A 26,128-nucleotide genomic window follows, 5' to 3' on the forward strand; every position below is an offset into this window, starting at 1 on the left:
AGCCGTGGGGCGAGTCCATTGTTGCGAATGGTACGAAAGTCCTGTTTGCGCAAGGGTTTCCCGAGGTAGACCGATCAGACCGGTTCTACCCGCACCGGCACCCCGTTGAACACCGCGGTGCCGGAGATCACGTCGACCACCGAATCATCGGTCAGCACATTGGCGTTCACGCCCGCGTGCGCGCTGGCCACCGATTGGGTGGTGCTCGCGCCGTGTCCCCAGCCGTGCGGCAAACTCACGACGCCGGGCATGATCGTCGGCGTCTGCTCGACCTGGACGGTCAGCGTGCCCGCCGCCGAGCTGATCGCGGCCTGCTCGCCGAGGCCGAGCCTGGTCGCGTCGTCGGGGTGGATCTGCAGGGTGCAGCGGTTCGATCCGCCGACCAGGCCGGCGATGTTGTGCATCCAGCTGTTGTTGGAGCGCAGCTGCCTGCGCCCGATCAGCACCATCTCCGGCGCGCGCGCCGTCAGCCCGGCCCGCAGCCGCGGCACATCGTCGAGCAGCTGTCGCGGCGCCAGGTCGACGCGGCCGGACGCCGTGCGCAGGACACCGGGCAGGCGCGGCCGCAGCGGGCCGAGGTCGAGGCCGTGCGGGTTGTCGAGCAGGGTGCGCAGGCTCAGCTCGCCGCCGTTCCAGGCGCCGTAGGGGCCGAGCTTGAGCATCAGGTCGATGCGCTGTTCGGTGGTGTCGACGCCCTCCAGTTCGTCGCGCCGGTCGCTCATCCCCGCCTTGTGCAGCATGCCCGCGATGACGAGTTCGTCGACGACGGCGATCGGGCTCGCCGCGCCGGTGCCGTCGTGCGGCTGCCCGCTGACGGCGGCGGCCAGCCGGGCGATGACCGCCGATTCGGAGGGGCGCCCGTCGAGCGGGACCAGCGGCGGCGAGTAGCGCGCGTAGTTGCGCACCGCGAACTGCAGCAGCGCGAAGTCGTAGTGCGGCGACTGCACCGAGCGCGGCGGCGGCAGGATCACCGTCGCGTGCCGGGTCGTCTCGTTCACGTACCGGTCCACGCTGACCATGAAGTCGAGCCCGGCCAGTCCCCGGTCCAGCCGGGCGCCGCTCGGGGCGGACAGCACCGGGTTGCCCGCGACCGTGACCAGGGCCCTGATCTGTCCCCGACCCGGTGTTTCGATCTCGTCGGCGAGGGTGGCGACGGGCAGTTCGCCCATCGTCTCGGGCAGCCCGCGCACCCGGCTGGTCCAGCGGCCGGGACGGAACGGCTTGCTGCGCGCGATGCCGCCCGCGGCGGCGGTGGCGAACATGGCGCCACCGGGGGCGTCGAGGTTGCCGGTCAGCGCGTTGAGCGCGTCGACCAGCCACTGGGTGAGGGTGCCGAACTCGGCGGTGCAGGTGCCGATCCTGGCGTAGACGGCCGCCGTCGGTGCCGCGGCGAGGTCGCGGGCCAGCGCGCGGATGGCATCGGCGGGGATGCCGGTGCGCTCGACCACCGCGTCCGGGCCGAACTCCGCGGCCGCGGCGCGCAGTTCGTCGAGGCCGTCGACCTCGATCCGCAGGTCGACGAGGTTCTCGGCGAACAGCGTGTGGATCACCGCGAAGAGCAGGTACGCGTCGGCGCCGGGCCGGATGAACAGGTGTTCGTCGGCGAGGTCGGCGGTCCTGGTCGCCCTCGGGTCGACGACGACCAGCTTGCCGCCGCGCGCCCGCAGCGCCTTCAACCGCCCGGGGAAGTCCGGCGCGGTGCACAGCGAGCCGTTGGATTCGAGCGGGTTCGCGCCGAGCATCAGCAGGAAGTCGGTGCGGTCCAGGTCGGGGACCGGCACCGTCAGCGGGTCGCCGAACATGAGGCCGGCCGCGACCTGCTTGGGCATCTGATCGGCGGTGCTGGCGGTGTAGATGTGGCGGGTGCTCAGCGCGCGGATCAGCGCGGGCAGATACAGCGCCCCCGCGACGGTGTGCGCGTTGGGATTGCCCAGGTAGATCCCGGTCGCGCCGCTGCCGTGCGCGGCGTTCACCGCGGCGAACCCGGTCGCGATCAGGTCGAAGGCCTCGTCCCAGCTCGCGGGGCGGAACGTGTCGCCGTCGCGGATGAGCGGGGTGGTGACCAGGTCGGGGTCGTCGTCGAGCTTGCCGAAGCTGGCGCCCTTCGGGCAGAGGAAGCCCTTGCTGAACGGGTCGTCGCGGTCGCCGCGGACCGAGAGCACCCGGTCGGCCTCGTCGAGGGTGATGGTCAGGCCGCAGACGGCCTCACACAGCGGACAGGTGCGCAGCAGCGTTCGCGGAGCCATGACTCCATCCTTACGCCGTCCGGTGCGCCCGGGTCCGGAAACGCCGAAAACCCGCTACCGCGACGTCGGGGAGGCGTCGCGGTAGCGGGTCTGCGGTGCTGTGCTGCCTCAGCTGGCCAGGGTCAGCGCGGGCGTGGTGGTCAGCGTGGCGCGCTTGCGGGTCGCGGCGGCGCGCACGGCGGCACCGAGGGCGACGACCGGCGGGACCCAGCGGGCCTCGGACGGGGCGACACCCCAGGCGGCGGAGCCGGCGGCGAGCTGGGTCGGGGGCAGCGGGATGCTGGCACCGTCGGTGTGCACGACGACACCGGCCTCGCGCATGGCCTCGATCGCCATGGCGGCCTTGCGGATGCCGGTGACCAGGTGGATCTCGCGACGCTCCTGGCCCGGGATCTCGATCACGGGGCCGGACAGGTTGTTGGCGCGCAGGAAGCGGCGGACCTCGCCCGCCATCTCACCGGTGACCTCGATGGCCGAGATGTCATCGTCGGTGATCAAGCACAGGCCGTTGGCCGTTTCGGCAACCGTCCAGCCCCGCGCGGCGTACTCCTGCGCGGCGGCACCCTTCTCGGTGCCCGTGGTGGTGGTCGGAAACGTCGTGCGCACTGTGTTCTCCATTCCCCGAAGAGCTCTGTTCCTGCGTTCATGGGGCGTATCGGCCGCGGGTGGCAGTCTCGTTACGCTGTTGCCGAAAAATATTCGAGAGTGTCTGCTTCGTCTCAGTTGGACCACCTTCGCTATCGGCGAAGGGGGTCGGGCCGGCTTGGCGTGCGGCCCGAAAACGGGCAGGATTTCGACCATGACCGACGCACCGGGCACCACCTCGTCTCCCGGCGAGGATCCCGAGGAGTTCGAAGCCGAATCGCGGTGGCTCTCTTGGAAAGAGACCGACGTGAAGCGCGCGGGGTCGCGGCAGGCGCCGACCGCGGACGGCGGCGAATTTCCGGACGATTCGGACATGCCTCGCGACGCGGGCTTCGACGACCCGTTCCGCAGCACCGGATCCGCCAAGCAGTGGGCCGCCGAAGTCCTGCGCTCGCTGCTCGATGTCCAGTTCCGCAGGCCCGCGACCAGGACCTTGCTGCCGCTGGCCTACATCCTCGGCGTCGTCTCCTTCGGTATCGGCGTCCCGGTGGCCCTCACAGTGCTGATGTGGAAGGCCTCGGTGCTGCTGGGCATCCTCGCCGCGCTGGTCGCCGTCCCGCTGGGGCTGACGATCGCGGCCTCGGTGCGCCTGATGCTCGAGTTCGCCGACAACGCGGCCCGGCTGGCGGGGCGGGTCGAGCACATCAGCGACCTGGCCGACGGACTGTTCCAGGCGCTCTCCGACGTCGCCGAGCCGGTGAACCAGCTCTCCGAGGACGTCCGCGCCGTGCAGTTCTGGCGGTTCCGCAAGAAGAAGTAGCCCCGAAGTATGTGGTGCGCGTTGTCCGATTCATTGTGAAACAATCCGTACGCAGATCCGACGCCTATTGTCGGCTGCGTAGGGCGGTCTCCGAAAGAGATGGGGGAGACCGGATTTGGATACAGGGGGGCAGTATGGCTTCACCACAGGGCGTCACCGGTTCGACGATGCCGCGCAGGCAGCTGGGCAGGCACTTACGTGACCTGCGCAATCAGGCGCGGATGACGACCAGGACCGCGGCGGCGCAACTCGAGTGGTCGGAAGCGAAGATCTGGCGGATCGAGACGGGGCAGACGTCGTTGCGCAGCCTCGACGTCGAGGCCATGTGCAAGGTCTACGGCGCGCCGGCCGAGCTCGTCGAGCCGTTGGCCGCGCTGGCACGCGAAACCAAGGCACGGGGTTGGTGGACGAGCTACGGCGATGTGATCCCGGAGGGCTTCGAGGTCTACATCGGCCTCGAGGAAGCCGCGACCGGCCTGTCGATCTACGAGGACGGCCTGGTCCCGGCGCTGCTGCAGACCGAGGACTACACCAGGGCACTGCTCGAGCAGACCGTTCCCGGCCTGACCGAGGAGGAGCTGGAGCGCAGGCTGCGCGTCCGCGCGGCCAGGCAGGCGCTGATCACCCGCGCCCAGGCGCCGCTGCGGCTCCAGGTCGTACTCGCCGAAGCGGTGCTGACCAGGCGTATCGGTGACGATCGGGTGCTCGCGGGCCAGCGCGCGTGGTTGCGCGAGCTGGCCGAGCTGGACTCGGTCCGAATCCAGGTGGTCCCCGGCGATACGGGGTATCACGCGGGGCTGGAGTCGGGCCGGTTCGTGATCCTCGACTTCGGCATCGACGGTTCGCTGGACCGGCCGGAGCCGCCGGTGGTCTTCGTGGAGACCTTCGCCGGCTCGGCCTACCTGGACAAGCCGAACGACTACGACCGCTATCGCGGCGCGTTCACCGACATCAGCGCGGCGGCTTCCGGCGCGCTGTAACTCACCAGGAGTCGGCGAGCACCGAACGGTGCGTGGGCAGGGCACGGTCGTAGACCGCCCTGCCCTTTTCCGTGAGCCGGACGAAGATGGCGCGGCGGTCCTCGGCGCACATGGTGCGCTCGACCAGGCCGTCGCGTTCCAGCCTGGCCACTGCGCGCGAGAGCGCGCTCTGGCTCAGGTAGATGTCACCGGCCAGCTCGGTCATCCGGTACTTCTGACAGTCCGCGTCGACCAGTCGATCGAGGGTCTCGAACTCGCTGAGTCCGATGCGGTGTTCGTGCTGAAGCGCCTTCTCCAGTGCGCAACTCACGGCGGCGTGCCGTCCGAGCAGTTCGCGCCACTGGCCGACCAGCTCGGTGGGCGCTCCATTGCGCCGAGCTGATGCTGTGGCCGGGTTCGACATGGCCCCATCTTAGTGGTCCCGGCATCTTCATGCAAACGCATTTAATGTGTTGGCATTTAATGCGTGTGCATGTAATGTCCCTCGCATGACTTCGCCAGCAACGCTCTCGGCCGCAGATCAGGCGACCGATCCGACCAGATGGTCCGCCCGGCTCTGGGGCATGCTGATCACCCTGTGCATCGTCCTTTTCCTCGACGGTCTCGACGTTTCGATGATCGGCGTGGCGCTGCCGTCCATCGGCGCCGAGCTCGATCTGTCCACCTCCACCCTGCAGTGGCTCGTCAGCGGCTACGTCCTCGGTTACGGCGGCCTGCTGCTGCTCGGCGGCCGCACGGCCGACCTGCTCGGGCGCCGCAAGGTCTTCCTCATCGCCCTGGCGGTGTTCGCGGTCGCCTCCCTGGTCGGTGGCCTGGTCAGCGATCCGACGCTGCTGATCGTCACCCGCTTCATCAAGGGCCTCGCCGCCGCGTTCACCGCGCCCACCGGCCTGTCGATCATCACCACGACCTTCGCCGAAGGAAAGGCGCGCAACAAGGCGCTGTCCATCTACACCGTGTTCGGCGCGGGCGGCTACTCGATGGGCCTGCTGTTCGGCGGCCTGATGACCGGCGTCGGCTGGCGCTGGACCTTCCTGCTGCCGGTCCCGATCGCCCTGGCCGCGCTGGTCGCCGCCTTCGTGCTGGTGCCAAGGGACGGTAAGGCTGAGGAGGGCGGGCACGATCTGCTCGGCGCGCTGCTGTCCACCGCGGGCATGCTGCTGCTGGTCTACACCGTGGTCACCGCGCCGGAGGTCGGCTGGGCCTCGGTCCGCACGCTGGGCTCGTTCCTCGCCGTCATCGCCCTGTTCGTCGCGTTCGTGATCACCGAGCAGCGGGTGAAGCACCCGCTGGTGCGGCTGGGCATCCTGCGCAAGGTGTCGCTGGTGCGGGCCAGCCTGGCCATCATCGCGGTCGCCGGTTCGTACTTCAGCTGGCAGTTCATCGTCACCCTGTACCTGCAGGACTCGCTGGACTGGTCGGCGCTGAAGCTGGCGATGGCGCTGCTGCCGGTCGGCATCCTGGTCGTCGGGTCGGCGTTCTTCTCGGAGAAGCTGATCGACCGCTTCGGCACCGGGCCGGTCATCGCCGTCACCATGTCCGTGATGGCCGTTGGCTACCTGCTGTTCCTGCGGGTCGACACCGCGCCGGACTACCTGACCGTGCTGCTGCCCGCCATCCTGCTGATCGGCATCGGCTGGGTCGGCTTCCCGGCGATCAACGTGCAGGCCACCAGCGGTATCGACGACGACGAGCAGGGTCTGGCGGCCGGTGTGCTGCAGACCTCCATGCAGGTCGGCGCGGCCATCGTGCTCGCGGTGACCACCGCGATCGTCACCTCCGGCGCGCACGGCGCAGGCGCGACGCCGCAGCAGATGCTCGACACCTACCGGCCGGGCCTCGAGTTCGCCGCGGGCGTCACCATCGTCGGCGCGCTGGTCGCCCTGACGGTCTTCCTGCCGCGCCGCCGGTCGTCGGTCGTCGACGCGCCCGCCGCCGAGGAGAAGCTGCTCGAGCCGGTCGCCTGACCGCACAACGCCGAACGGCCCCACCTTTTCCCAGGTGGGGCCGTTCGACGTTTCACGTGGATCAGGAAAAAGGCGGAGCCACTTCGTCTTTGGCGGAGCGGATATAGGTGAGCGGGTTGCCGTCGCGGCCCTCGGTCGGCCAGTCGATGCCGAGGCGGGCGTCGAAGGCGTCCATGTCCCGGTCGAATTCGGGGGTGTACTCGAGCGAGCACAGGTAGGTGACCGTCGAGCGGTCCTCCAGCGAGAGGATGGCGTGGCCGAGGCCCTCGGACAGGAACACCGAGCGGCGGTGCACGTCGTCGAGCAGGACGCTGTCCCAGCGGCCGTAGGTCGGCGAGCCGGGCCGCAGGTCGACCACCACGTCCAGGAACGCGCCGCGCACGCAGGTCACGTACTTGGCCTGCCCGGGCGGGTCCTCGGTGTAGTGGATGCCGCGCAGCACGCCCGCCGCCGAGACCGAGGTGTTCACCTGGTGCAGTTCGAACGGACGGCCGGTGGCCTTCTCGAACTCCGAGGCCTTGAACGACTCACAGAACATCCCGCGGTCGTCGCCGAGCAGGCGGGGCGTCACCTCCCACGCGCCGGGGATGGCCAGTTCACGGATCTGCATGCCTGTAGTTACCAGTCTTTCCCGCGGTCGATCAGATCGAGCAGATAGCGGCCGTAGCCGGAGCGCACCATCGGTTCGGCCAGCTCGCACAGCTGGTCGTCGCCGATCAGCCCGCGCCGCCAGGCGACCTCCTCCGGCACGCCGATCTTGAGGCCCTGCCGTTCCTCGATGGTGCGCACGTAGTTGGCGGCGTCGAGCAGCGAGTCGAAGGTGCCGGTGTCGAGCCAGGCGGTGCCGCGGGCGAGCACGTCGACGCTGAGCTTGCCCGCGTCCAGGTAGGCGCGGTTGATATCGGTGATCTCGTACTCGCCGCGCGCCGACGGCCGCAGCTCGCGGGCGATCTGCACCACGTCGTTGTCGTAGAAGTAGAGGCCGGGGATCGCGTAGTTCGAGCGCGGCTTCTTCGGCTTCTCCTCGATGGAGACCGCGCGGCCCTGCTCGAACTCCACCACGCCGTAGGCGGTCGGGTCCTTGACCCAGTAGGCGAACACCGCGCCGCCGTCGATGTCGTGGAAGCGTTCCAGGCTGGCGCCGAGGCCGGGGCCGTGGAAGATGTTGTCGCCGAGCACCAGGGCCGCGGGCTCGCTGCCGATGTGGTCGGCACCCAGCACGAACGCGCGCGCGAGGCCGTCGGGTTCGGGCTGGACCACGTAGCTGATGGCGACGCCGAACTGACTGCCGTCACCGAGCAGCCGGGCGAACGCGTCGGCGTCCTCCGGCGTGGTGATCACCAGAATGTCGTCGATCCCTGCCAACATGAGGGTGGACAACGGGTAGTAGACCATGGGCTTGTCGTAGACCGGGACGAGCTGCTTGCTCACCCCGCGCGTGATGGGGTGCAGCCGCGAACCGGTGCCGCCCGCCAGGATGATTCCGCGCATGGGGGAAGTCTGCCAGCTCTCCCCGCCGCGGAGTCGGGGAGGTTCCGACACGTCGACGAATTGGTCACGAACGTTTCGTATCCGGGTGTGTCGGGCGATAACTGGGACAGGCAAGGCGCTTATCTGATTATGTGAGCGTCGATGTGTGAAACATCACTATGTTAGATGTCAGCGTGGACATCCGTACCGGGCCAGCCTGGTGGGGGGTGACGCGCCAGCTGTGAGGTAGGTGCGCGATGGGATCGTCGAAGATCGCCGGGCCGGGTGTGGTGGGCGGGATCGCCGCCGCTGTCGTGGGGAAGAAGCCGGCGCGGGGGCCCGAACAGGGCATCATCGTCAATTCCGGGCGAACGAGTACCTCGTCGCGTGTGCTGATGGGCGCGTGCGTCGGCGTCATCGGGCCGCTGCTGCGGACCGTGCCGATCAACCGGGCGACCATCCCGATCGGCGCCGTCGCCGTCGACCTGCTGTCGCGGCTGCGGCCGGAACCGCACGGCATCGAGCGCGAGCAGATCCAGCTGGACGGCTTCCGGATGGAGATGGTCCGGCCCGCGGGCGGATCGCGCGCGCTGCGCCACGGCGCGGTGCTGTACATGCACGGCGGCGGCTTCGCCGTCGGCGGCCTGGAGTCGCACCGGGCGATCGTCGCCGGGATCGCGCGGCGGACCGGGCTGGCCGTGCTCAATGTCGAATACCGGCAGCTGCCCGGTCGCGCGATCACCGAGTCGATCGACGACTGCGTGCTCGCCTACCGCTGGCTGCTGCGCCACGGCGCCGACCCGGCCAGGATCGTCTTCGCGGGCGACTCCGCCGGTGGCTTCCTCACCTTCGCCACCGCGCTGCGCTCCAGGGAGATCGGTCTGCCGCTGCCCGCGGCGCTGGTCGGGCTGAGCCCGCTGCTCGATCTCGACTACCGGGCCAAGGAGGGATACGTCAACGTCACACGTGACGCCTACATCCCGCTGTCGGGTCTGGAGGCCGTCGTCCGGCTGGGCGCGGAGGTCACCGGTCCGCTCGACCCGGCGCTGTCCCCGGTCAACGCCGAGCTCACCGGGATGCCGCCGGTGCTGCTCATCGCCGCCGAGGACGAACTGCTGCGCTACGACTGCGAGCTGATGGCCCACCGGCTGACCGCCGCGGGCGTGCCGGTCACCCTCGAGCTGTGGCGCGGCCAGGTGCACGCCTTCATGAGCATCCTGCCGAGCATGCCGGAGAGCCGTTCGGCGCTCGGCCGGGTCGCCAAGTTCGTGCGGGTGGCGCTGGAGCCCGCGCAGCGGGCTCGCACGGCCTGAGTACGGCTCGGACGGTCTTGACCACGGTCGGCCGGCCGAGCCTCCCGGGAAACGAAACAAGGGGCCCCGGTTCGGATTTCTCCGAACCGGGGCCCCTTGCTGATGGGGTGCTGGCCGAATTACTTGGCCGGCGAGGGAGCCGGGGTGGGGTACGGCTGGGTGATGGTGATGAAGTACTGGATCGCGGCACCGATCGCGACCGGGGCGGTCACGAAGATCTGACCCGCGATGACGCCCAGCGCACCGATGGTGGTGGCGCCGACGACGCAACCCGCGATGGGGCCGGCGCCGAACAGGGCCAGGAGGACACCGGTCGCGACGAGGCCGGCACCGGCACCCGCGATGCAACCGACGGCGGCGCCGCCGAGGCCACCGACCAGGGTGCCGATGGTGGCGCCCATGGAGATGGTCTGGGTCAGACGCGACCAGGCGGCCTGCTCACGCTCGTACTCGTTCTTCCAGGGAGCCTGGTTCTCGAACGGCAGGGCGACGGGCTTGTAGACGGCCTTGGAGGCGTCGTAGACCGGGCTCAGGGTGGCCTTGTTGCCCGAGATCTCGGCCGCGATGGGCAGCTCGAACTCGTCGAGACGGAAGGTCAGCGGGGTACCCGCGACGGTGGTGCCGTTGGCGGCCTTGACCTTGAAGGCGCCGTCCTCGACGACGAGCGAGCCCGCATCGGTGGTGATGACAGCCTTCGAGTCTTCGACGACCTCGGCGGAGTAGTTGATCGGAGCGGCCTCTTCGACCGGCGCGGCGTTGACGGTGCCGGCGGTGACGCCCATGGCAGCGATCAGCAGCGCCGAGGTGGCGGCGAATTTCCTCATCAGCATTTTGTGGAACCTCGATGTTGGAGCGTTCGGAGGGGACCCGCTGATCAAAATCCCTCGCAGCTAACGAGCGGTGAACCCGGTGTGACCGTCTATTCAAATTCCGTTCACCGTTGATACCCCAGTACCAGTGCGGTGCTCGAAACCTGAGCGATGACCGGGGTTTTTCTCAGGAAACCAGACCCGAAGTCGTAACCTGGCGCGGCCCACAGTGATGGACGTCACAGTGAATATATCTGGGATGTCACAGGTCGGACGCTGTACAGCATCGCATTCCGGCCCACCTCCTGTCCTGAAGAGCGCCGGCGAGCACGTATCGTTGGCCGGGTGCGAGTGCTCGTAACCGGCGGGGCCGGGTTCATCGGTGCGAATTTCGTCCAGCAGACCGTGGCCACGCGCCCGGATGTGCACGTGACCGTCCTCGACGCCCTCACCTACGCGGGTAACCGCGCGTCGCTGGATTCGGTCGCCGACCGGATCGAATTCGTGCACGGCGACATCGCCGATCTGGACCTGGTCGACAATCTGGTCAGCGGCGTCGACGCGGTCGTGCATTTCGCGGCCGAATCGCACAACGACAACTCGCTGGCCGAGCCGTGGCCGTTCGTGCAGACCAATATCGTCGGCACCTACTCGCTGCTGCAGGCCGTGCGCAGGCACGACGTGCGCTACCACCACGTCTCCACCGACGAGGTGTACGGCGATCTCACCCCGGACGACCCGGCCTTCACCGAATCCACCGCCTACAACCCGTCGAGCCCGTATTCGGCGACGAAAGCGGGCAGCGATCTGCTGGTCCGCGCCTGGACCCGCTCGTTCGGCGTCCGCGCGACCCTGTCGAACTGCTCCAACAATTACGGGCCGTATCAGCACGTCGAGAAATTCATCCCGCGCCAGATCACCAATCTGATCGACGGCGTGCGGCCCCGGCTCTACGGCGCCGGTCACCAGGTGCGCGATTGGATTCACGTCGACGACCACAATCGCGCGGTCTGGGACATTCTCGACCGCGGCCGGACCGGGCAGACCTACCTCATCGGCGCCGACGGCGAGCTCGACAATCTCAGCGTCGTCCAGCTCATCCTGCGGGCCTTCGATCGCGAACCCGCCGACTTCGACCACGTGACCGATCGCCCCGGCCACGACCAGCGCTACGCCATCGACGCGAGCCTGCTGCGCGAGGAACTGGGCTGGTCACCGCGGTACGCGGACTTCCGCGCCGGCCTCGCCGACACCATCACCTGGTACCGCGAGAACGAGGACTGGTGGCGGCCCAAGAAGGCCGCCACCGAAAGCGCCTACGCGGCGGCGGGCGAAAAGACGCTCTGAGTCCGCGCCGTCGTCCGGGGAGTTATCCCCAGACGACGGTGTAATACGTCGCGGCCGCGCCGATCAGCGCGAAAACCGACGCGCAGGAGACGGTGATCGCCGTCGCGCGCGTGGGAATCACACCCTCGGAATCGGTGAGCCGCAAGGGCACCCAGCGGGCGACGACGGCCAGCCCCATGATCGCCAGCGGCACGAAATACCGGCCCTGCACACCGTCGATGATGTAGAAATCGACCGGCGTGAAAGACATGTACAACGTCACGTAGATCATCGCGACGCTCGCCAGTACGGTCAGCGCCACGATCAGCGTGCGCCGGAAAGTGGCTGTCGCGGTGTTCATCCGGTCGGCGATACCGAAACTCACCGCGAACGCGATCAGGCACGCCAGCATGGAGACGGCGGGCACATCGACATACGCGAATCCGAGTTCCCCGAAGAACTGGTTGAACCAGCGGTGATCCCGCAACGCGATACTCTCGCCGAAGGTGTGCACGAATTGCGCCGGGTCGCTGAGGATTCCCTTCAGCTGATCGCCAGGGCGCACCTCGTACCACTGGTGCGGCGGCCGCATCAGGCCCATTCCCTCGCCGGTCGGGGCGGCGATCTTGGTCCAGGCCAGGAAAAGCGCGCCGCCCGTCGCGGCGAATGCCCACGGAATCAGCTTGAGTTTCCCGGTGAAACCGAGCCGGTCGGCCGGGACGACCACGACGAGCATCGCCAGCAGCACATAAGTCGGCTTGCTCAGCGGCAGCGCGATCGTGGCGGCCAGCAGCGCGCCGGTTTCCACCGGTCGCAGCCGGTCACCGATGAACAGCGCCTTCAGCAACAGCGCCGACACCATGATCGCGAGCGCGTTGGTGAGCGTGTCCGCGGTGACGGTCCCCGCCTGGAACAGCGCGATCGGCAGCACCGCGACGGTGAACACCAGCCACTGACTGCGCCGCTCGCGCAGCGCGTACAGCGCGAAGCCGACCACGGCCAGGTAGGCCACCAGCCCGGCCAGCCTGGTCAGCAGGTACATCCCGCCGACGTTCAGGCCGAGCGCCTCGCCGAGCCGGATGCCGACGGCGGCGGGCACGTACGGCACCGGCGAGTACGCGGCGGTGTTGGTGAACCACATCTGCTTGGTGGCCGAGCCGATCTCGGCCGCGCCGAGCCGGTCGTAGGCGCCGGGGTCGGCCACCATCGCGTCGGGCTCGTCGGGGTTGTCGTTGTAGTCGCGGAACGCGTAGCCCATCAGCGCGTCCACACTGACCGGGATCTGGCCGCCGTAGGCGACCCCGCGGTCGTCGGCGATGCGCTGTGGAAGCACCCCGCCGTGCGCCACCTGGTAGGCCCGGCCGAACTGGGTCAGCTCGTCGTGACCCCAGAACGGCGGCGTGAGCACGGCGAACAGGGCGCCGAACACGGTGGCGACCACCGCGAAGGCGACCGTGGCCGCGCCCACTTTGGCGGTCAGGGTGCGGACCGGCGCGAGGACGCGATCCTTGGCGCTCGGTGCGGGCGGTGCGGTCTTGCTGAGCTCGACGGCGGTGTCCGGCTCGGTGGAAGTCGTCACCGACGGTCTCCGGCGGCGACGTCGTCGTGCGCACCGGCGGCCGAATACCGCAGGTAGACCAGGCGCGCCGCCTCGTGGCGGGACCGGCGGATGCCGTCGAGGATCATGCCCGCGGTCCACGCGAGGCTGCCGAGCAGCATCAGGGTGAACGCGAAGAACAGCGTCGGGAACCGCGCCACCTCGTGGGTGTCGTAGAACTCGACCACGATCGGGACGGTCAGGATCAGCGACACCAGCCAGGCCAGCGTGCCGAACAGGCCGTAGAACGCCACCGGGCGCTCGTGCCGGGCCAGGCCGAGGATCAGCGCCAGGATCTTGGTGCCGTCGCGGTAGGTGCGCAGCTTGGACTCGCTGCCCGCCGGGCGATCACGGAAACCGACCTGCACCGCGGTCTGCGGCACCCGCAGGTGCAGCGAGTGCACGGTCAGCTCGGTCTCGATCTCGAACTCGCGGGAGACGGCCGGGAAGCTCTTGACGAAGCGGCGCGAGAACACCCGGAAACCGCTCAGCATGTCCTCGACGTTCTCGCCGAAGACCTTGCCGACGACGCCGTTGAGCACCTTGTTGCCGGTCTCGTGGCCGGAGCGGTAGGCGCTGGTGTCGCTGTCGTCCTGCTTGCGCACACCGAGCACGTGATCGTAGGGGCCGTCGAGCAGCGTCTTGATCATCAGCGGCGCCGCGGACGCCTCGTAGGTGTCGTCACCGTCGATCATCAGGTAGACGTCGGCCTCGATGTCGGCGAAGGCGCGGCGCACCACGTTGCCCTTGCCCTTGGTGTTCTCGTAGCGCACGATCGCCCCGGCCTCGCGGGCGCATTCGGCGGTGCGGTCGGTGCTCAGGTTGTCGTAGACGTAGACGACGATCCCCGGCACGGCGGCCTTCAGGTCGGCGACGACCTTGGCGACCGCGGCCTCTTCGTTGTGGCAGGGGACCACGGCGGCAATGCGAAGCTCGGTGGAGTCCACCCGGGTCAATCCTCGATGTAGGCAGCAGTGGGACACCGGGAGGGTACACAGCGCACGTCCGATCCGCTCACCCGGTTCAGCGAGCTTAACGCGGGACCGAACGGCCCATCGGTGTACGGTCGGCCCGTGTCCCACCCCGAGTTGTCCGAGCCGGTTCCCGCGTCGTTGATGTCGAAGGTGGTGACGGCGCTGCGGCAGGGCGCCGCGTTCCTCGTCGTCGGCGCGATCGGTTTCCTGGTCGACGCGGGCACCTACAACCTGCTGGTCTTCTGGGGTGGCGGAGTCACCTTCACCGAAGGTGTGCTGTATCACTCGCCGCTGCTCGCCAAGATCATCGCGATCGCGGTGGCGACGGTGGTTACCTACTTCGGCAACAAGTGGTGGACCTTCTCCCACAAGAAGACCGACAACCCGGGTCGCGAATACCTTTTGTACGCGGTCTTCAATGTCGTCGCGATCGGGCTGCAACTCGGCTGCCTCGGCTTTTCCCGCTATGTGCTCGAACTGTCCAGCCCGCTCTCGGACAACATTTCCGGCACCCTGATCGGGCAGATCGTCGCGGTCGTCTTCCGCTATTGGGCCTACGACAAATTCGTCTTCACCGGCTCCTCGGCAACCGAGGAGCAACACGCGCGGGGTGCGGCGACGCCTCACTGACGGCGCGACGTCGCCGGGTGATTGATATCCTCACCCCCGCCTGCCGCGCCGCCCCTTTCTTCACCTGACTGCTTGCGTCGGCGCAGTCGATACCGAGAATTTCGAGGACTTCATGGAACAGTCGGCTTCGGGAGCCGTGACCGAATCGAACGATCGGCGCGAGGCCGCGCCGGAATCGCTGCGTGGCGAACACGCGGCACCGGAGCGGCTGGTGCTGGCCAGGGGCATCTTCACCGGCCCGTCGGCGCGGGTGAGCGACGAGCTCTACGCCGTCGTCAAGGGCGGCGCCGCGGTCCGCGAGCGCCTGGCACTGCACCTGCCCAAGGGCGCCACCGCGCACACCAACACCTACTTCGGCCGTTTCGCGGCCAGCTACTGGCAGCGCTGGACCACCGTCACCGAGGTGACCGTGAACGCGACCCTCGAGGTCGGTGACAAGGCCAACGTGCGCCTGGTCGCCTCCGACATCGCGGGCCACCGCCGCATCATCGCCTCGCTGGTGGCGACCAGCAGCGGCCGGGTCAGCCTGAGCGCCCCGCTCGACCAGTACGTCGACGGTGGCGCGCTGTGGCTCGAGTTCGACGCGATCGGCGGCGCCGTCGACATCACCGATCTCGCCTGGACCGCGCAGGCGCCGGAGAAGGTCCGCCCGGTCGCGATCGCGATCTGCACCTTCAACCGCGCCGAGGACTGCGCGCACACCGTGGCCGCGCTGGCCTCCGACGCGACCGTGCTGGCCGCGATCGACGCCGTCTACGTCGTCGACCAGGGCACCGACCTGGTCGAGAACCGCCCGCTGTTCCAGCAGGTGCGCCCCGACTTCGGCGACAAGCTGCGCTACCTCCGCCAGCCCAACCTCGGCGGTGCGGGCGGCTTCACCCGTGGCCTCTACGAGGTGTCGGCGGCCAACGAGCACGCCGACGTCATCCTGATGGACGACGACATCCTCTGCGAGCCGGAGACCGTGCTGCGGCTGCAGGCCTTCGCCAACCTGACCGTCGAACCGACGCTGGTCGGCGCGCAGATGCTGTTCCTGCTCAACCCCGACTACCTCAATGTCGGCGCGGAGGAGGTGCACCTGCACGAGCTCAAGCACGGGCAGAAGGTGCCCAAGGCGCTGCGCAACACCTCCATGCTCAAGAAGAACCAGGAGCGCCGCGTCGACGCGGGCTACAACGCCTGGTGGACCTGCCTGATCCCGGCCGAGGTGGTCGCCAAGATCGGCCTGCCGGTGCCGATCTTCTTCCAGTGGGACGACGTCGAGTACGGCATCCGCGCGCGCGAGCACGGTTTCGTCACCGTCACCCTCCCCAACGCCGCAGTCTGGCACGCCGACTTCTACTGGAAGGACTACGACGACTGGGCGCGCTACTTCTCCACCCGTAACTCGCTCATCGTCGGCGCCCTGCACACCGATCTCGACGGCAAGGCGATCACCAAGGACTTCTTCCGCTACATCGCCGAGCACCTGGTCGGCATGCAGTACGGCCTGGTGCACACCACGCTGCAGGGCATCGAGGACTTCATGAAGGGTCCGCAGGTGCTGCGCGACGGCGGCATCGACGCCCTGGCGGCGGCCCGCGGCACCCGCGGCGACTACCCCGAGACCATCAAGCACCCCGCCGCGACCCCGCCGGTGAACTCCGCCGACATCCAGGTCCGCCGCGCCAGCGGTGAGCCGAGCCGGGTCACCCTGGTGCTGATCAAGCGCGCGATCACGCAGTGGACCGGGCGCACCCAGCCCGGCCTGATCGGCGTCACCCGCGAGGACGCGCACTGGTGGCACGTCGGCCTGTTCGACCACGTGGTCGTCACCGACGCCTCCCAGTCCGGCGTGCGCGTGCGCCGCCGCGACAAGGCCCGCGCCCGCGCCCTGCTCATCCGCACCTACCGCACCCTGCGCAAGCTCCGCAAGGAACTGCCCGCGCTGCAGGCCGCGTACCGGAACGCGGTGCCCGAGCTCACCAGCCGCGAGAACTGGGCCAGGCTCTACGGGATCGACCCAAGCTGAGATCGTCGACGCCGCGTCGGAATCCGTTCCGGCGCGGCGTTTCTTGTGAAGACGAACAGCCCCGGCGCGGAACCGGGGCTGTTCGCGTGGCTGGTCAGCCGAGCAGGATCAGCAACAACGTCAGCAGGAAGAACACCCCGAGCACCGCGAACGGCAGCCACAGGAAGATCACCCCCGGCGTCTTCTGCGGCTCCCACCCGATCGCGCCCTGGAAGAACACCGCCGCCGGCGACCGGTAATACACCTTGCTCCCCGGCCCCGGCCCGACCGGCACCTGGATCTCCGCGGGCCCCATATCGAACAGCCACGGCGTCACCACCCGCACGTGATACTGCCCCGGCCCCACCGGCACATGCGTCTGCCCCCACCGCGCATCCGGCACCGGCTGCCCATTGACGAAGATCTTCGGCTTCACCAGCGCGAGCATGAACGAGGCCCACACATACGACGAATCCACCGTCAACCCAGGCGGATTCGGCCCCTGCGCCACCCCGCCCTGCCCCGGCCCGCCCTGCGGCGGCTGCCCGAACCTGCCAGGTGCCCCGTCAGGCGAATACCCGTGCGGCGGTTGACCACCGGGACCGAAAGGGGCGGCACCGTGCGGTGGCGTCCCGCCGAATTGCCCCGGTGCTCCAGGGGCCTGGTGGTCGCCGGTGCCGAACGGGCCGGCCGTGTGCGGTGGCGGTCCGCCGAGTAGCCCAGGTGCCGCCGCGACCTGGTGATCGCCGGTCCCGAATCGGCCAGGCTCACCGGGTGGTTGTCCGCTGGCGGGGCCGAAGAAGCCGGGTTCGCCGCGCGGTGGTTGGCCGCCGGGGCCGGGTAGGCCCGGTTCGCCGTGTGGTTGGCCACCGGGGCCGGGTTGGCCGGGGCCGCCGTGTGGCGGTGGCTGGCTACCGGGACCGAACTGGCCCGGACCGCTGTGTGGGGGTGGACCGCCCGGAGCGAAGTGGCCGGGTGCGCCGTGGGGTGGCTGGGCACCCGGGACGAACCGGCCGGGTCCACCCTGGGGCGGCGGTCCGCCCAGCTGGCCGGGTGCGCCTGGCGGTGGGTTGCCGCCGGGGCCTAAGCGGCCCGGTGCGCCCAGCGGTCCGCCCGCTTCGCCGGCCGGTGCCTCGTCAGCGGGCGGGCTGGCGAAACCGTCGAACGAAACGGTGGCCGAAGGGCGGTGCGGCGGTGGGAATCCCGGCTGCCCGGCTCCACCGGGCGCTCGACTCGGCAGCGCGCCGAACCCGGGCGGCGTCTGCGGGTGCCCGACGCCCGCATCCTGTGGTCGCCCAGCACCGGCCGATTCGCCGAAGCTCGGCGGCGGTCCGCCGAACCCGGCCGGTGGGGGCACCAAGGGGTGTCCAGGTGTCGAACCGCTGGGACCGGGGGCCGACGACTGCCCGAATCCGGCGGGTGGATCGGCGGGAGATCGGTCGAAGCCGGGGGCGCCGGGACCGGTGGGTGCCGGGCCGAATCCGGGCACTCCGGGTCCCGACGGTGGTTGGCTCCCGGGGCCAGTGGGTGGTCGGCCGAATCCGGGGCCACCGGAAGGTTGGCCGGGGCCGGCGGGAGGCTGGCCGAAGTGGGGAGTGCCTGGGCCCGTGGAGGGTTGGCCGAAGTTCGGGCCATCCGGACCAGGCGGCTGGCCGAATCCGGGAGCGCCGGGCCCACCCGGCTGACCGAATCCTGGCGGCGGAGTCCCAGGACCACCGAATCCAGGTGGGGGAGTTGCCGGTCCACCGAATCCCGGTGGGGGAGGCCCGGGCCTGCCGTGGCCGGGCTGGGGGAACTCCGGCCCGCTCACCGACCACGGCTCGCCGGTCGGCGGGCGGCTCGGATCGGGCCGCGATGTGCCGCTGCCGGATTCGCTGGAATCCGTGGATCCCGGCTCGCCGGGGCGGTGTGATGGTGGTGGAAAGTCGCCGGGGCTATTCATTTATCCCTCCCGGATAGCGAACCGTGCGCCCGAACCCTACCCCGGCGTCGCGTCCCCGGCCGGGCGAGGACGGGCGGATGCGGGGCCCGGATCCGCCGACGCGGACACCGCGCTCCGGTGCAGGCAGAGACCCGCACCGGAGCGTAGTGATCGTTTGTCCAGGTAGCTCAGCGTCGCCCGCGTTCGCGATACTGGCGACGCTGCTCCTTGGCGATGGTACGCCAGACCTGGGCGCGTTCGGCGGCCAGGCGCTTGTCGGTGCGGGCCGCCATCCACTCGTTCTCCTTGGCGAGTTTGCGGTAGCTCGCCAGGCGGCGTTCGGGCAGCGAACCGTCGGCGAGCGCGGCCAGTACCGCGCACCCAGGTTCGGTCTCGTGCACGCAATCGGCGAAACGGCATTCGGCGGCGAGCGATTCGATATCGCTGAAGGTCTTGCCGATGCCCTCGGCCGCGTCGTACAGGCCGATGCCGCGCAGACCCGGAGTGTCGATGAGGGTGCCGCCGCCGGGCAGCGGCCGCAACTCCCGATGCACCGTGGTGTGGCGGCCCTTGCCGTCGACCGCGCGAACGGCGTTGGTGGCGAACACCTCCGCGCCGAGCAGCGCGTTGGCGAGGGTCGACTTGCCCGCGCCGGACGGCCCGATCAGCGCGACCGTGCCGGACAGCAGCGCGGTGAGCACATCGAGCCCCACCTCGGCGGTGGAGCTCACCGCGAGCACCGTCGCACCGGGTGCGACCGCGCGCACCTCGTCGAGCGGGATATCCACCGCCGCATCGGCTTTGGTGAGTACCACGATCGGCTGGGCATTGCTCTCCCAGGCCAGCGCGAGCATCCGCTCGATCCGGCCCAGGTCGACGTCACCGTCGGCGGCCGTGCAGATCAGCACGGTATCGACATTGGTCGCCAGCACCTGGGCGACCGAACGCCCCGACACCGAAGAGCGGGTGATCGCCGAACGCCGCGGCAACAGCCGCCGCACCGTGTTGTCGGCATCGAGGCCGACCCAGTCGCCGGTGCACAGCCCGGTCAGGTCGCGCGGGCAGGCGGCCCTGGCGGGCCCGAACGGGGTCACCACATCGCATTCGCTGCGGTCCATCCGGACGATGCGCGCGGGCACCAGGTCGCCGAGCAGGGGCAGGTATTCGGAAGCTACGGCTTCGGTCCAGCCGTAAGGGACGAGACGGTCGTGATCGACCATGAGGGAAGGTCCTTCGTCGGGGCCGAGCCCGACGGCGGGCTCAGCGAGAAGAGTTCGGGGTGGAGTCCACGTCGGCGGTGTGCGTACGCACAGCCCGCCGGGGCACGGCAATCCTCACGACCACGGACATCCACCTCCTCGTCTCTTCTCGCTGGTCCCCAGACCATGACACATCGCCGCCGACCGCGGCAACCGATTTATTTCGGCTCGGGCTTACCGAACTGCTCGTTGCGCCCGAGCGAGCGCAGCCGGAACCATTCGCGCAGGCCGGCCGGGTCGCGCCGGGTCACCAGGAAGAACCAGGAGAACCGGATCCACTCCTGTGGCAGCAGCTTGCGCATACCCGGCTGCGACATCAGATAGCCGCGGTTGCGGTAGGTGAAGTAGCGCTTGACCGGGTCGTCCGGGTACTGGGTGTGCATCCGGCCGCCGAGGATCGGCTTGAACTCCTCGGCGCCGTTGGGGTGCAGGTACGCCGTCTGCAGACAGGTGCCGAACGGCAGACCCGAGCGGACCAGGCGGCGATGCACCTCCACCTCATCGCCGCGCACGAACAGCCGCAGGTCGGGCACGCCGATCAGGTCGACGGCCTTGGCCGAGATCAGCGCGCCGTTGAACAGCGAGGCGATGCCGGGCAGGAAGTCCTCGTCACCGAGTTCCGAGCGCAGCCGCCGCCACACCACCCCGCGACGCAGCGGGAAGGCGAGCCGGTCGGGTTCGTCGATATCGCACACCACCGGCGACACCTCGACGAGGTTGTGCCTGCGCGCGCAATCGAGCAGCGTCGCCAGCACCTCGGGACCGTCCGGGCGGCCGTCGTCGTCGGCCAGCCACACCCAGTCCGCGCCCATGGTGAGCGCGTGCAGCATGCCGAGCGCGAAGCCGCCCGCGCCGCCGAGATTGTGCCGCGAGCCCAGGTAGGTGGCCTCGATGGGCTGCTGGGCGACCAGCTCGGCGACCTCGTCCTCGTTCGCGTTGTCGACGACGATCAGATGATCGATCGGCCGCGACTGCGAGGCCAGCACCTTCAGCGACTCGGCGAGCAGCTCGCGGCGCTTGTGCGTGACGACGACGCCGATGATCCGCGCCTGCGGCCCGGTCTCGGTGTGCAGGTCGGCCGGCTCGGCCCCCGGCGGCAGCTCGGCGTCGTCGGGCAGCACGGTGGTGTCGGCCTCCAGCCGATCGGTCATGCTGAACCCGCCGGGCACCGCCGGTTTACCGTCGTCCGCACTCATGCCTTGTTCTGCTCCAGTTCTCGTTCGCCGTCCGCGCGGTCCGCGCTCTCGGTCTCCAGCTCACGCAGCACCTGTGCCACGTGGTTACCCGCGTCGGGACCCTCGTACGCTCGCACGACTTCTTCGATGCCGCCCTGCAAGCGGATCTGACCGTGGTCGACCCACATCGCGGTGTCGCACAGCTGGGCGAGGAATTCGTTGGAGTGGCTGGCGAAGACGAGGATGCCCGAGCGCGCCACCAGCGACTGCAGCCGCGTGCGCGCCTTCTTCATGAACTCCGCGTCGACCGCGCCGATGCCCTCGTCCAGCAGCAGGATCTCGGGGTCGATGGAGGTGACCACGCCCATCGCCAGGCGGACCCGCATGCCGGTGGAGTAGGTGCGCAGCGGCATCGACAGGTACTCGCCGAGCTCGGTGAAGTCGGCGATCTCGTCGATCTTGGACATCATCTGCTTGCGGGTCTGGCCGAGGAACAGGCCGCGGATGATGATGTTCTCGTACCCGGAGATCTCCGGGTCCATGCCGACGCCGAGATCGAACACCGGCGCCACCCGGCCGCGGATGCGCGCGCTGCCGCGCGAGGGCTCGTAGATGCCCGACAGCAGCCGCAGCAGGGTCGACTTGCCCGCGCCGTTGTGGCCGACCAGGCCGACCCGGTCGCCTTCCTTGAGCGAGAGGTTGATGTCGCGCAGCGCCTCGACGACCACCACATCGGAGCTGTTGCGCCCGATCGCGCCGCCCGCCTTACCGAGGAACGCCTTCTTCAGCGACCGCGACTTGGCGTCGAAGATGGGGAACTCGACCCACGCCTGCTGGGTTTCGATACTCACACGGCTCATCGGGGACTGCTCCTAAACCCAGTACGGGACGCGGGCACGGTACTGCTTGAGCGCCAGGATCGCGACGATCCAGCCGACCACCGTGATGGCGCCGACGATCGCCCAGTGGTGCCATTCCGACGGCTCGCCGAGCAGTGGCGCGCGCACGATCTCCAGGTAGTGGAAGGTGGGCACGATCTCGATCAGCTTGGCCCGGTCGCTCATCCCGCCGACCGAGTTCTCCAGCGCCTTGGTCGACCACATGACCGGGGTCAGCACGAACAGCATGAGCGTCATCGAGCCGAGGATCGGGGCGATGTCGCGGTAGCGGGTGGAGAAGATGCCGAACACGATCGACACCCACATGGCGTTGAGGAACAGCAGCACGATCGCGGGCACGGCCAGCAGGACCGACCAGTTCAGGTCACGCCAGAGCGCGAACCCGACCAGCAGGACCGCGTAGATCGCGGCATTGTGGATGAAGAACAGGAACTGCCGCCAGACCAGGCGATACACGTGCACGCTCAACGCCGACGGCAGCTGTTTGATCAGGCCCTCGTTGGCGATGAAGACATCGGAGCCCTCGAGGATCGAGGCGCTGATGACGTTCCAGACGATCAGGCCGATCGTCACATACGGCAGGTACTCGCTGATCGGCTGATCGAGCAGGGTCGAATAGAGCAGACCCATCGCCAGCGCCTGCAGGCCGGTCGCGATGGTGATCCAGAACGGGCCGAGCACCGAGCGGCGGTAGCGCTGCTTGATGTCCTGCCAGCCCAGCGACAGCCATAGCTCGCGTTGTCCGAAGCCGTCCCGCATGTCCTTGAAGGCGCGCCGGAAGGTCTGCGAGTCCGACACCATCGGCTCCGCGACCAGCAGGGGCGAATCCGTGGTGTGCTCGGCGTCGGCGATCTCGGCGATCTCGGCCTCGGTCACCGGGGGATTGTCGTCGGAATGCACGGGGCTCTCTTCGGTACGCGCGTCACTCTGGTCGGAGACCGAATCGGGACGAGCGGCAGCTGCGGGCACGGTCCCCGACCTTACAGGGTGGATCGGTGGCCGGTACGGCGTGTTCGGCCGGTCCGGGGCTACAGGTACTGCCCGCCGCCCACGTGGCCACCGGCCTTCTGATCACCCGCGTGCATGCCCGGCGGCAAGGCGCCCTGACGCATCTGTTCCAGCTGGGCGCGGGCGGCCATCTGCTGGGCGAACAGCGCGGTCTGGATGCCGTGGAACAGGCCCTCGAGCCAGCCGACCAGCTGGGCCTGGGCGATCCGCAGCTCGGCGTCCGACGGCACCGACTCGTCGGTGAACGGGAGAGTCAGGCGCTCCAGCTCCTCGCGCAGCTCGGGCGCGAGGCCCTGCTCGAGCTCGCGCACCGAGGACTTGTGGATCTCCTTGAGCCGGGACCGGCTGGCGTCGTCGAGCGGAGCCGCCCGCACCTCCTCGAGCAGCTGTTTGATCATGGTGCCGATGCGCATCACCTTGGCGGGCTGCTCGACCATGTCGGCCAGCGACTCACCCGAATCGGCGTCGTCGGTGGCGCTGCGCTCGTTGTCGGGCACGACCTGCCCGGTGAACGTGGCGCCGCCGTTCTGATCGGCGGGCACGGTGAGCGGACGGCCGTCGGGACCGATCACGACGATGGATTCCGGTACATCCTCGGAGTGCGTCATATCCCCATCATTGCGTGTGTGGCAGGTTCGCGCTAAAACCCCGACGCGGTTACACCGGGACGCCCGCTGCCCTTAAAGTGGCGGGCATGACTTATGACGTCGCGAGGGTTCGGGGCCTGATACCGTCCCTGGGCGACGGCTGGATCCACCTGGACCCGCAGGCGGGGATGCTCGTTCCCGACTCGGTATCGCGTGCCGTCTCAACAGGTTTCCGCACCTCCTCGTTTTCCCATATCGGCCGCCACGGTGCGGCGACCCGCAGCGGTGCGATCCTCGACGCCGCGCGTGAGGCGGTCGCCGATCTGGTCGGGGGAGATCCGGCCGGCGTCGTGCTCGGACCCGATCGCGCGGTCCTGCTGGCCTGGCTGGCGGAATCGCTGAGTTCCCGGCTCGGTCTCGGTACCGGCATCGTGCTGTCCCGGCTGGACGACGAGGCCAATGTGGCCCCCTGGCTGCGCATCGCCAACCGCTACGGCGCGCACGTGCGCTGGGCCGAGGTCGAGATCGAGACCTGTGAGATGCCGTCCTGGCAGTTCGAGGAGCTGATCGGCCCGACCGCGCGCCTGGTCGCGCTCACCGCGGCGTCCCCGATCGTCGGCTCGGCGCCCGCGGTCCGGGTGGCCGCCGACCGGGTGCACGACGTGGGTGGCCTGCTGGTCGCCGACGCGTTCGGCGCGGCGCCCTACGCCCTGATCGACATCGACGAACTCAACGCCGACGTGGTCGCCCTGAGCGCGCCGTCGTGGGGCGGCCCGCAGGTGGGCGCGCTGGTGTTCCGCGATCCGGCCTTCCTCGACCGCATCCCGTCGATGTCGCTCAATCCCTATGCCAAGGGTGCTGAACGGCTCGAGGTCGGCGGCCATCAGTACGCGCTGCTGGCCGGGCTCACCGAGTCGATCGACTTCCTCGCCGGACTCGACGAGCGGGCGCGCGGTACCCGGCGCGAACGGCTCGAGATGTCGATCACCTCGCTGCAGGACTATCACGACCAGCTCTTCGACCACCTCATGCAGGTGCTCGACAAGGTCGACAACCTCACCGTGATCGGCCGCGCCTCCACTCGCATCCCCACCGTCAGTTTCACCATGGCCGGGATGCAGGCGGAGAAGGTGGCGGCCAAGCTGGCCGACAACCGGATCGGCACGGTCAGCGGCGTGCACGGCGGCAGCAGGCTGCTCGACGCGCTCGGCGTCAACGACGAGGGTGGCGCCGTCACCATCGGCCTGGCGCCCTACACGACCCGCTACGAGATCGACCAGCTCGGTCGCGCCCTCAGCTCGCTCGAATAGTCACCGGACGCGGAGCACGACCTTGCCGAAGGTCTCCGGCGAATCGAGCAGTTCGTGCGCGCGCCCGGCCTCAGTGATCGGCAGCTCGGCCGAGATCACCGGCACCACCTCGCCCGCGGCGATCAGCGGCCAGAGCCGTTCGCGCACCGCCGCCACGACCTCGGCCTTGCTGCCCGCGCCGACGCGCGGCCGGTTGCGCACGTTCGTCGCGTGCACCGTGCCCCACTTGCCCAGCAGCGTGGCCAGATTCAGCTTCCCGGCGACACCGCCCTGCATCCCGATGACCACCAGCTGCCCGTGCGGGGCCAGCGCCTCCACATTGCGCTCCAGGTACAGCGCGCCCATGTTGTCGAGGATGACATCCGCGCCGAAGCCGCCCGCGGGCGACGGCTCGGCCGCGACCACCGCGACGAAGTCCTGCGTCTGGTAGTCGATCAGCAGTTCGGCGCCCAGCTCGGCGCACTTGGTCAGCTTCGCGGCCGATCCGGCCGTCACCGCCACCCGCGCCCCGAGCCGCCGCGCCACCTGGATCGCGTGCGTCCCGATCCCACCGCCGCCACCGTGGATCAGCACCAGCTGCCCCGCCCGCAGTCCGGCCGTCAGCACCAGGTTCGACCACACCGTCGTCGCCACCTCGGGCAACCCCGCCGCCGCGACCAGGTCGAGCCCGTCCGGAATCGGCAGCAGCTGGGTGGCGGGCACCGCGACCAGCTCGGCGTAACCGCCGCCGGACAGCAGCGCGCACACCCGATCCCCGATCCTCCAGTCCCGCACGCCGTCGCCGAGCGCGACGATCGTCCCCGAACACTCCAGTCCCGGCACCGAACTCGCGTCGGCGGGCGGCGGGTAGAACCCCCGCCGCTGCAACACATCCGCCCGGTTCACCCCGGCCGCGGCGACCTCGACCAACACCTCGCCGGGCCCCGGCTCGGGATCGACCGTGACGGTCCACTCCATCACCTCGGGCCCGCCGAACCCGTTCAATTCGATCGCCTGCATCAGGCCTGGCCGCCTCTCCGGGTCGCCGCGGTCGCGGATGCGTCCGCTAACATCTCACTCTAGGGAGACGTGGCAGAGCGGCCGAATGCACTCGCCTTGAAAGCGAGCGTCGCGAGAGCGACCGGGGGTTCAAATCCCTCCGTCTCCGCAATACCGCCTCCCCGCGATTCTTGGCCAGACCTAGGTGCGTGGGGAGGTGGGGACGCGGCCGGGGGTTTGTCGGGTGGTTGCGTTGGCTGTTGTCGGGGAGTTACCCATGTTCT

General features: G+C 69.4%; 23 protein-coding genes and 1 tRNA gene. 9 read left to right on the top strand and 15 right to left on the bottom strand.

Annotation, left to right across the window (positions count from 1 at the left end):
• Window positions 1–74: 74 nt before the first annotated feature.
• Both AB0L91_RS12885 and AB0L91_RS12890 read right to left on the bottom strand, forming a co-directional pair.
• Window positions 75–2,246 carry a molybdopterin oxidoreductase family protein gene (locus tag AB0L91_RS12885; protein ID WP_365009601.1) on the bottom strand — a complete coding sequence of 724 codons (2,172 nt, stop codon included), beginning with the start codon at window positions 2,244–2,246 and terminating at the stop codon, window positions 75–77.
• A 108-nt stretch (window positions 2,247–2,354) separates the two neighbouring features.
• Window positions 2,355–2,852 carry a hypothetical protein gene (locus tag AB0L91_RS12890; protein WP_365009603.1) on the bottom strand — a complete coding sequence of 166 codons (498 nt, stop codon included), beginning with the start codon at window positions 2,850–2,852 and terminating at the stop codon, window positions 2,355–2,357.
• Window positions 2,853–3,045: 193 nt separating this feature from the next.
• Between AB0L91_RS12890 and AB0L91_RS12895 the strand changes: the two genes are divergently transcribed.
• Window positions 3,046–3,651 (top strand): DUF4282 domain-containing protein, encoded by a 606-nt coding sequence (locus tag AB0L91_RS12895; RefSeq protein WP_365009605.1) that lies wholly within the window; start codon window positions 3,046–3,048, stop codon window positions 3,649–3,651.
• A 134-nt stretch (window positions 3,652–3,785) separates the two neighbouring features.
• Complete coding sequence (locus AB0L91_RS12900; RefSeq protein WP_357345821.1) at window positions 3,786–4,631, top strand: helix-turn-helix transcriptional regulator; 846 nt, start codon at window positions 3,786–3,788, stop codon at window positions 4,629–4,631.
• A 1-nt stretch (window position 4,632) separates the two neighbouring features.
• Here the strand turns inward: AB0L91_RS12900 and AB0L91_RS12905 are convergent, their stop codons facing one another.
• Window positions 4,633–5,034, bottom strand: coding sequence for a MarR family transcriptional regulator (locus tag AB0L91_RS12905; RefSeq protein ID WP_355284772.1), 402 nt, complete (start codon window positions 5,032–5,034; stop codon window positions 4,633–4,635).
• A gap of 85 nt (window positions 5,035–5,119) precedes the next feature.
• On the opposite strand from AB0L91_RS12905, the gene AB0L91_RS12910 reads away from it, so the two are divergent.
• On the top strand, window positions 5,120–6,598 hold the full coding sequence (locus tag AB0L91_RS12910) for an MFS transporter (protein ID WP_365009609.1): 1,479 nt from the start codon (window positions 5,120–5,122) through the stop codon (window positions 6,596–6,598).
• 61 nt (window positions 6,599–6,659) lie between these two features.
• Here the strand turns inward: AB0L91_RS12910 and rfbC are convergent, their stop codons facing one another.
• Together rfbC and rfbA are read right to left on the bottom strand one after the other, a co-directional pair.
• A complete protein-coding gene (gene rfbC / locus AB0L91_RS12915) occupies window positions 6,660–7,208 on the bottom strand; it encodes a dTDP-4-dehydrorhamnose 3,5-epimerase (protein WP_365009611.1) in 549 nt (182 codons plus the stop codon).
• 8 nt (window positions 7,209–7,216) lie between these two features.
• A complete protein-coding gene (rfbA, locus tag AB0L91_RS12920) occupies window positions 7,217–8,089 on the bottom strand; it encodes a glucose-1-phosphate thymidylyltransferase RfbA (RefSeq protein WP_365009614.1) in 873 nt (290 codons plus the stop codon).
• Window positions 8,090–8,325: 236 nt separating this feature from the next.
• Between rfbA and AB0L91_RS12925 the strand changes: the two genes are divergently transcribed.
• Complete coding sequence (locus tag AB0L91_RS12925) at window positions 8,326–9,381, top strand: alpha/beta hydrolase (protein ID WP_365009616.1); 1,056 nt, start codon at window positions 8,326–8,328, stop codon at window positions 9,379–9,381.
• A gap of 119 nt (window positions 9,382–9,500) precedes the next feature.
• Here the strand turns inward: AB0L91_RS12925 and AB0L91_RS12930 are convergent, their stop codons facing one another.
• Complete coding sequence (locus AB0L91_RS12930) at window positions 9,501–10,211, bottom strand: hypothetical protein (protein ID WP_365009618.1); 711 nt, start codon at window positions 10,209–10,211, stop codon at window positions 9,501–9,503.
• Window positions 10,212–10,535: 324 nt separating this feature from the next.
• Here AB0L91_RS12930 and rfbB point away from each other — a divergent pair, with 324 nt between their 5' ends.
• On the top strand, window positions 10,536–11,537 hold the full coding sequence (gene rfbB, locus AB0L91_RS12935; protein ID WP_365009620.1) for a dTDP-glucose 4,6-dehydratase: 1,002 nt from the start codon (window positions 10,536–10,538) through the stop codon (window positions 11,535–11,537).
• A 22-nt stretch (window positions 11,538–11,559) separates the two neighbouring features.
• Here the strand turns inward: rfbB and AB0L91_RS12940 are convergent, their stop codons facing one another.
• Together AB0L91_RS12940 and AB0L91_RS12945 are read right to left on the bottom strand one after the other, a co-directional pair.
• Window positions 11,560–13,095: a DUF2142 domain-containing protein gene (locus AB0L91_RS12940; protein ID WP_365009622.1), complete on the bottom strand. Its 1,536-nt coding sequence runs from the start codon at window positions 13,093–13,095 to the stop codon at window positions 11,560–11,562.
• Window positions 13,092–14,060, bottom strand: coding sequence for a glycosyltransferase (locus tag AB0L91_RS12945; RefSeq protein ID WP_355284084.1), 969 nt, complete (start codon window positions 14,058–14,060; stop codon window positions 13,092–13,094). Before AB0L91_RS12945 ends, AB0L91_RS12940 begins: the two co-directional genes overlap by 4 nt.
• A 126-nt stretch (window positions 14,061–14,186) precedes the next feature.
• Here AB0L91_RS12945 and AB0L91_RS12950 point away from each other — a divergent pair, with 126 nt between their 5' ends.
• Window positions 14,187–14,717 (top strand): GtrA family protein, encoded by a 531-nt coding sequence (locus AB0L91_RS12950; protein ID WP_365009624.1) that lies wholly within the window; start codon window positions 14,187–14,189, stop codon window positions 14,715–14,717.
• A 112-nt stretch (window positions 14,718–14,829) separates the two neighbouring features.
• A complete protein-coding gene (locus tag AB0L91_RS12955; RefSeq protein ID WP_365009626.1) occupies window positions 14,830–16,728 on the top strand; it encodes a glycosyltransferase in 1,899 nt (632 codons plus the stop codon).
• 94 nt (window positions 16,729–16,822) lie between these two features.
• Here the strand turns inward: AB0L91_RS12955 and AB0L91_RS12960 are convergent, their stop codons facing one another.
• The 6 genes from AB0L91_RS12960 to AB0L91_RS12985 all read right to left on the bottom strand — a co-directional run bounded on the left by AB0L91_RS12960 (window position 16,823) and on the right by AB0L91_RS12985 (window position 23,577).
• On the bottom strand, window positions 16,823–17,185 hold the full coding sequence (locus tag AB0L91_RS12960) for a hypothetical protein (RefSeq protein ID WP_365009628.1): 363 nt from the start codon (window positions 17,183–17,185) through the stop codon (window positions 16,823–16,825).
• Between the two features lie 1,631 nt (window positions 17,186–18,816).
• A complete protein-coding gene (rsgA, locus tag AB0L91_RS12965) occupies window positions 18,817–19,848 on the bottom strand; it encodes a ribosome small subunit-dependent GTPase A (protein WP_365009631.1) in 1,032 nt (343 codons plus the stop codon).
• Window positions 19,849–20,045: 197 nt separating this feature from the next.
• Window positions 20,046–21,083, bottom strand: a complete 1,038-nt coding sequence (locus AB0L91_RS12970; RefSeq protein WP_355284070.1) for a glycosyltransferase family 2 protein — start codon at window positions 21,081–21,083, stop codon at window positions 20,046–20,048.
• A complete protein-coding gene (locus tag AB0L91_RS12975) occupies window positions 21,080–21,922 on the bottom strand; it encodes an ABC transporter ATP-binding protein (protein WP_365009633.1) in 843 nt (280 codons plus the stop codon). Before AB0L91_RS12975 ends, AB0L91_RS12970 begins: the two co-directional genes overlap by 4 nt.
• A gap of 12 nt (window positions 21,923–21,934) precedes the next feature.
• Window positions 21,935–22,762, bottom strand: a complete 828-nt coding sequence (locus AB0L91_RS12980) for an ABC transporter permease (RefSeq protein ID WP_357346597.1) — start codon at window positions 22,760–22,762, stop codon at window positions 21,935–21,937.
• 227 nt (window positions 22,763–22,989) lie between these two features.
• Window positions 22,990–23,577, bottom strand: coding sequence for a bacterial proteasome activator family protein (locus AB0L91_RS12985; RefSeq protein WP_355284065.1), 588 nt, complete (start codon window positions 23,575–23,577; stop codon window positions 22,990–22,992).
• A gap of 86 nt (window positions 23,578–23,663) precedes the next feature.
• Here AB0L91_RS12985 and AB0L91_RS12990 point away from each other — a divergent pair, with 86 nt between their 5' ends.
• A complete protein-coding gene (locus tag AB0L91_RS12990) occupies window positions 23,664–24,866 on the top strand; it encodes a cysteine desulfurase-like protein (RefSeq protein WP_365009636.1) in 1,203 nt (400 codons plus the stop codon).
• Here the strand turns inward: AB0L91_RS12990 and AB0L91_RS12995 are convergent, their stop codons facing one another.
• Window positions 24,867–25,865, bottom strand: a complete 999-nt coding sequence (locus AB0L91_RS12995) for an NAD(P)H-quinone oxidoreductase (RefSeq protein WP_365009639.1) — start codon at window positions 25,863–25,865, stop codon at window positions 24,867–24,869.
• Window positions 25,866–25,928: 63 nt separating this feature from the next.
• Between AB0L91_RS12995 and AB0L91_RS13000 the strand changes: the two genes are divergently transcribed.
• Window positions 25,929–26,013 (top strand) — tRNA-Ser (locus AB0L91_RS13000).
• The last annotated feature ends 115 nt before the right edge of the window (window positions 26,014–26,128 follow it).

The sequence above is a fragment of the Nocardia sp. NPDC051833 genome, assembly GCF_040681225.1.
In the GTDB taxonomy this organism is placed as follows: Bacteria; Actinomycetota; Actinomycetes; order Mycobacteriales; family Mycobacteriaceae; genus Nocardia.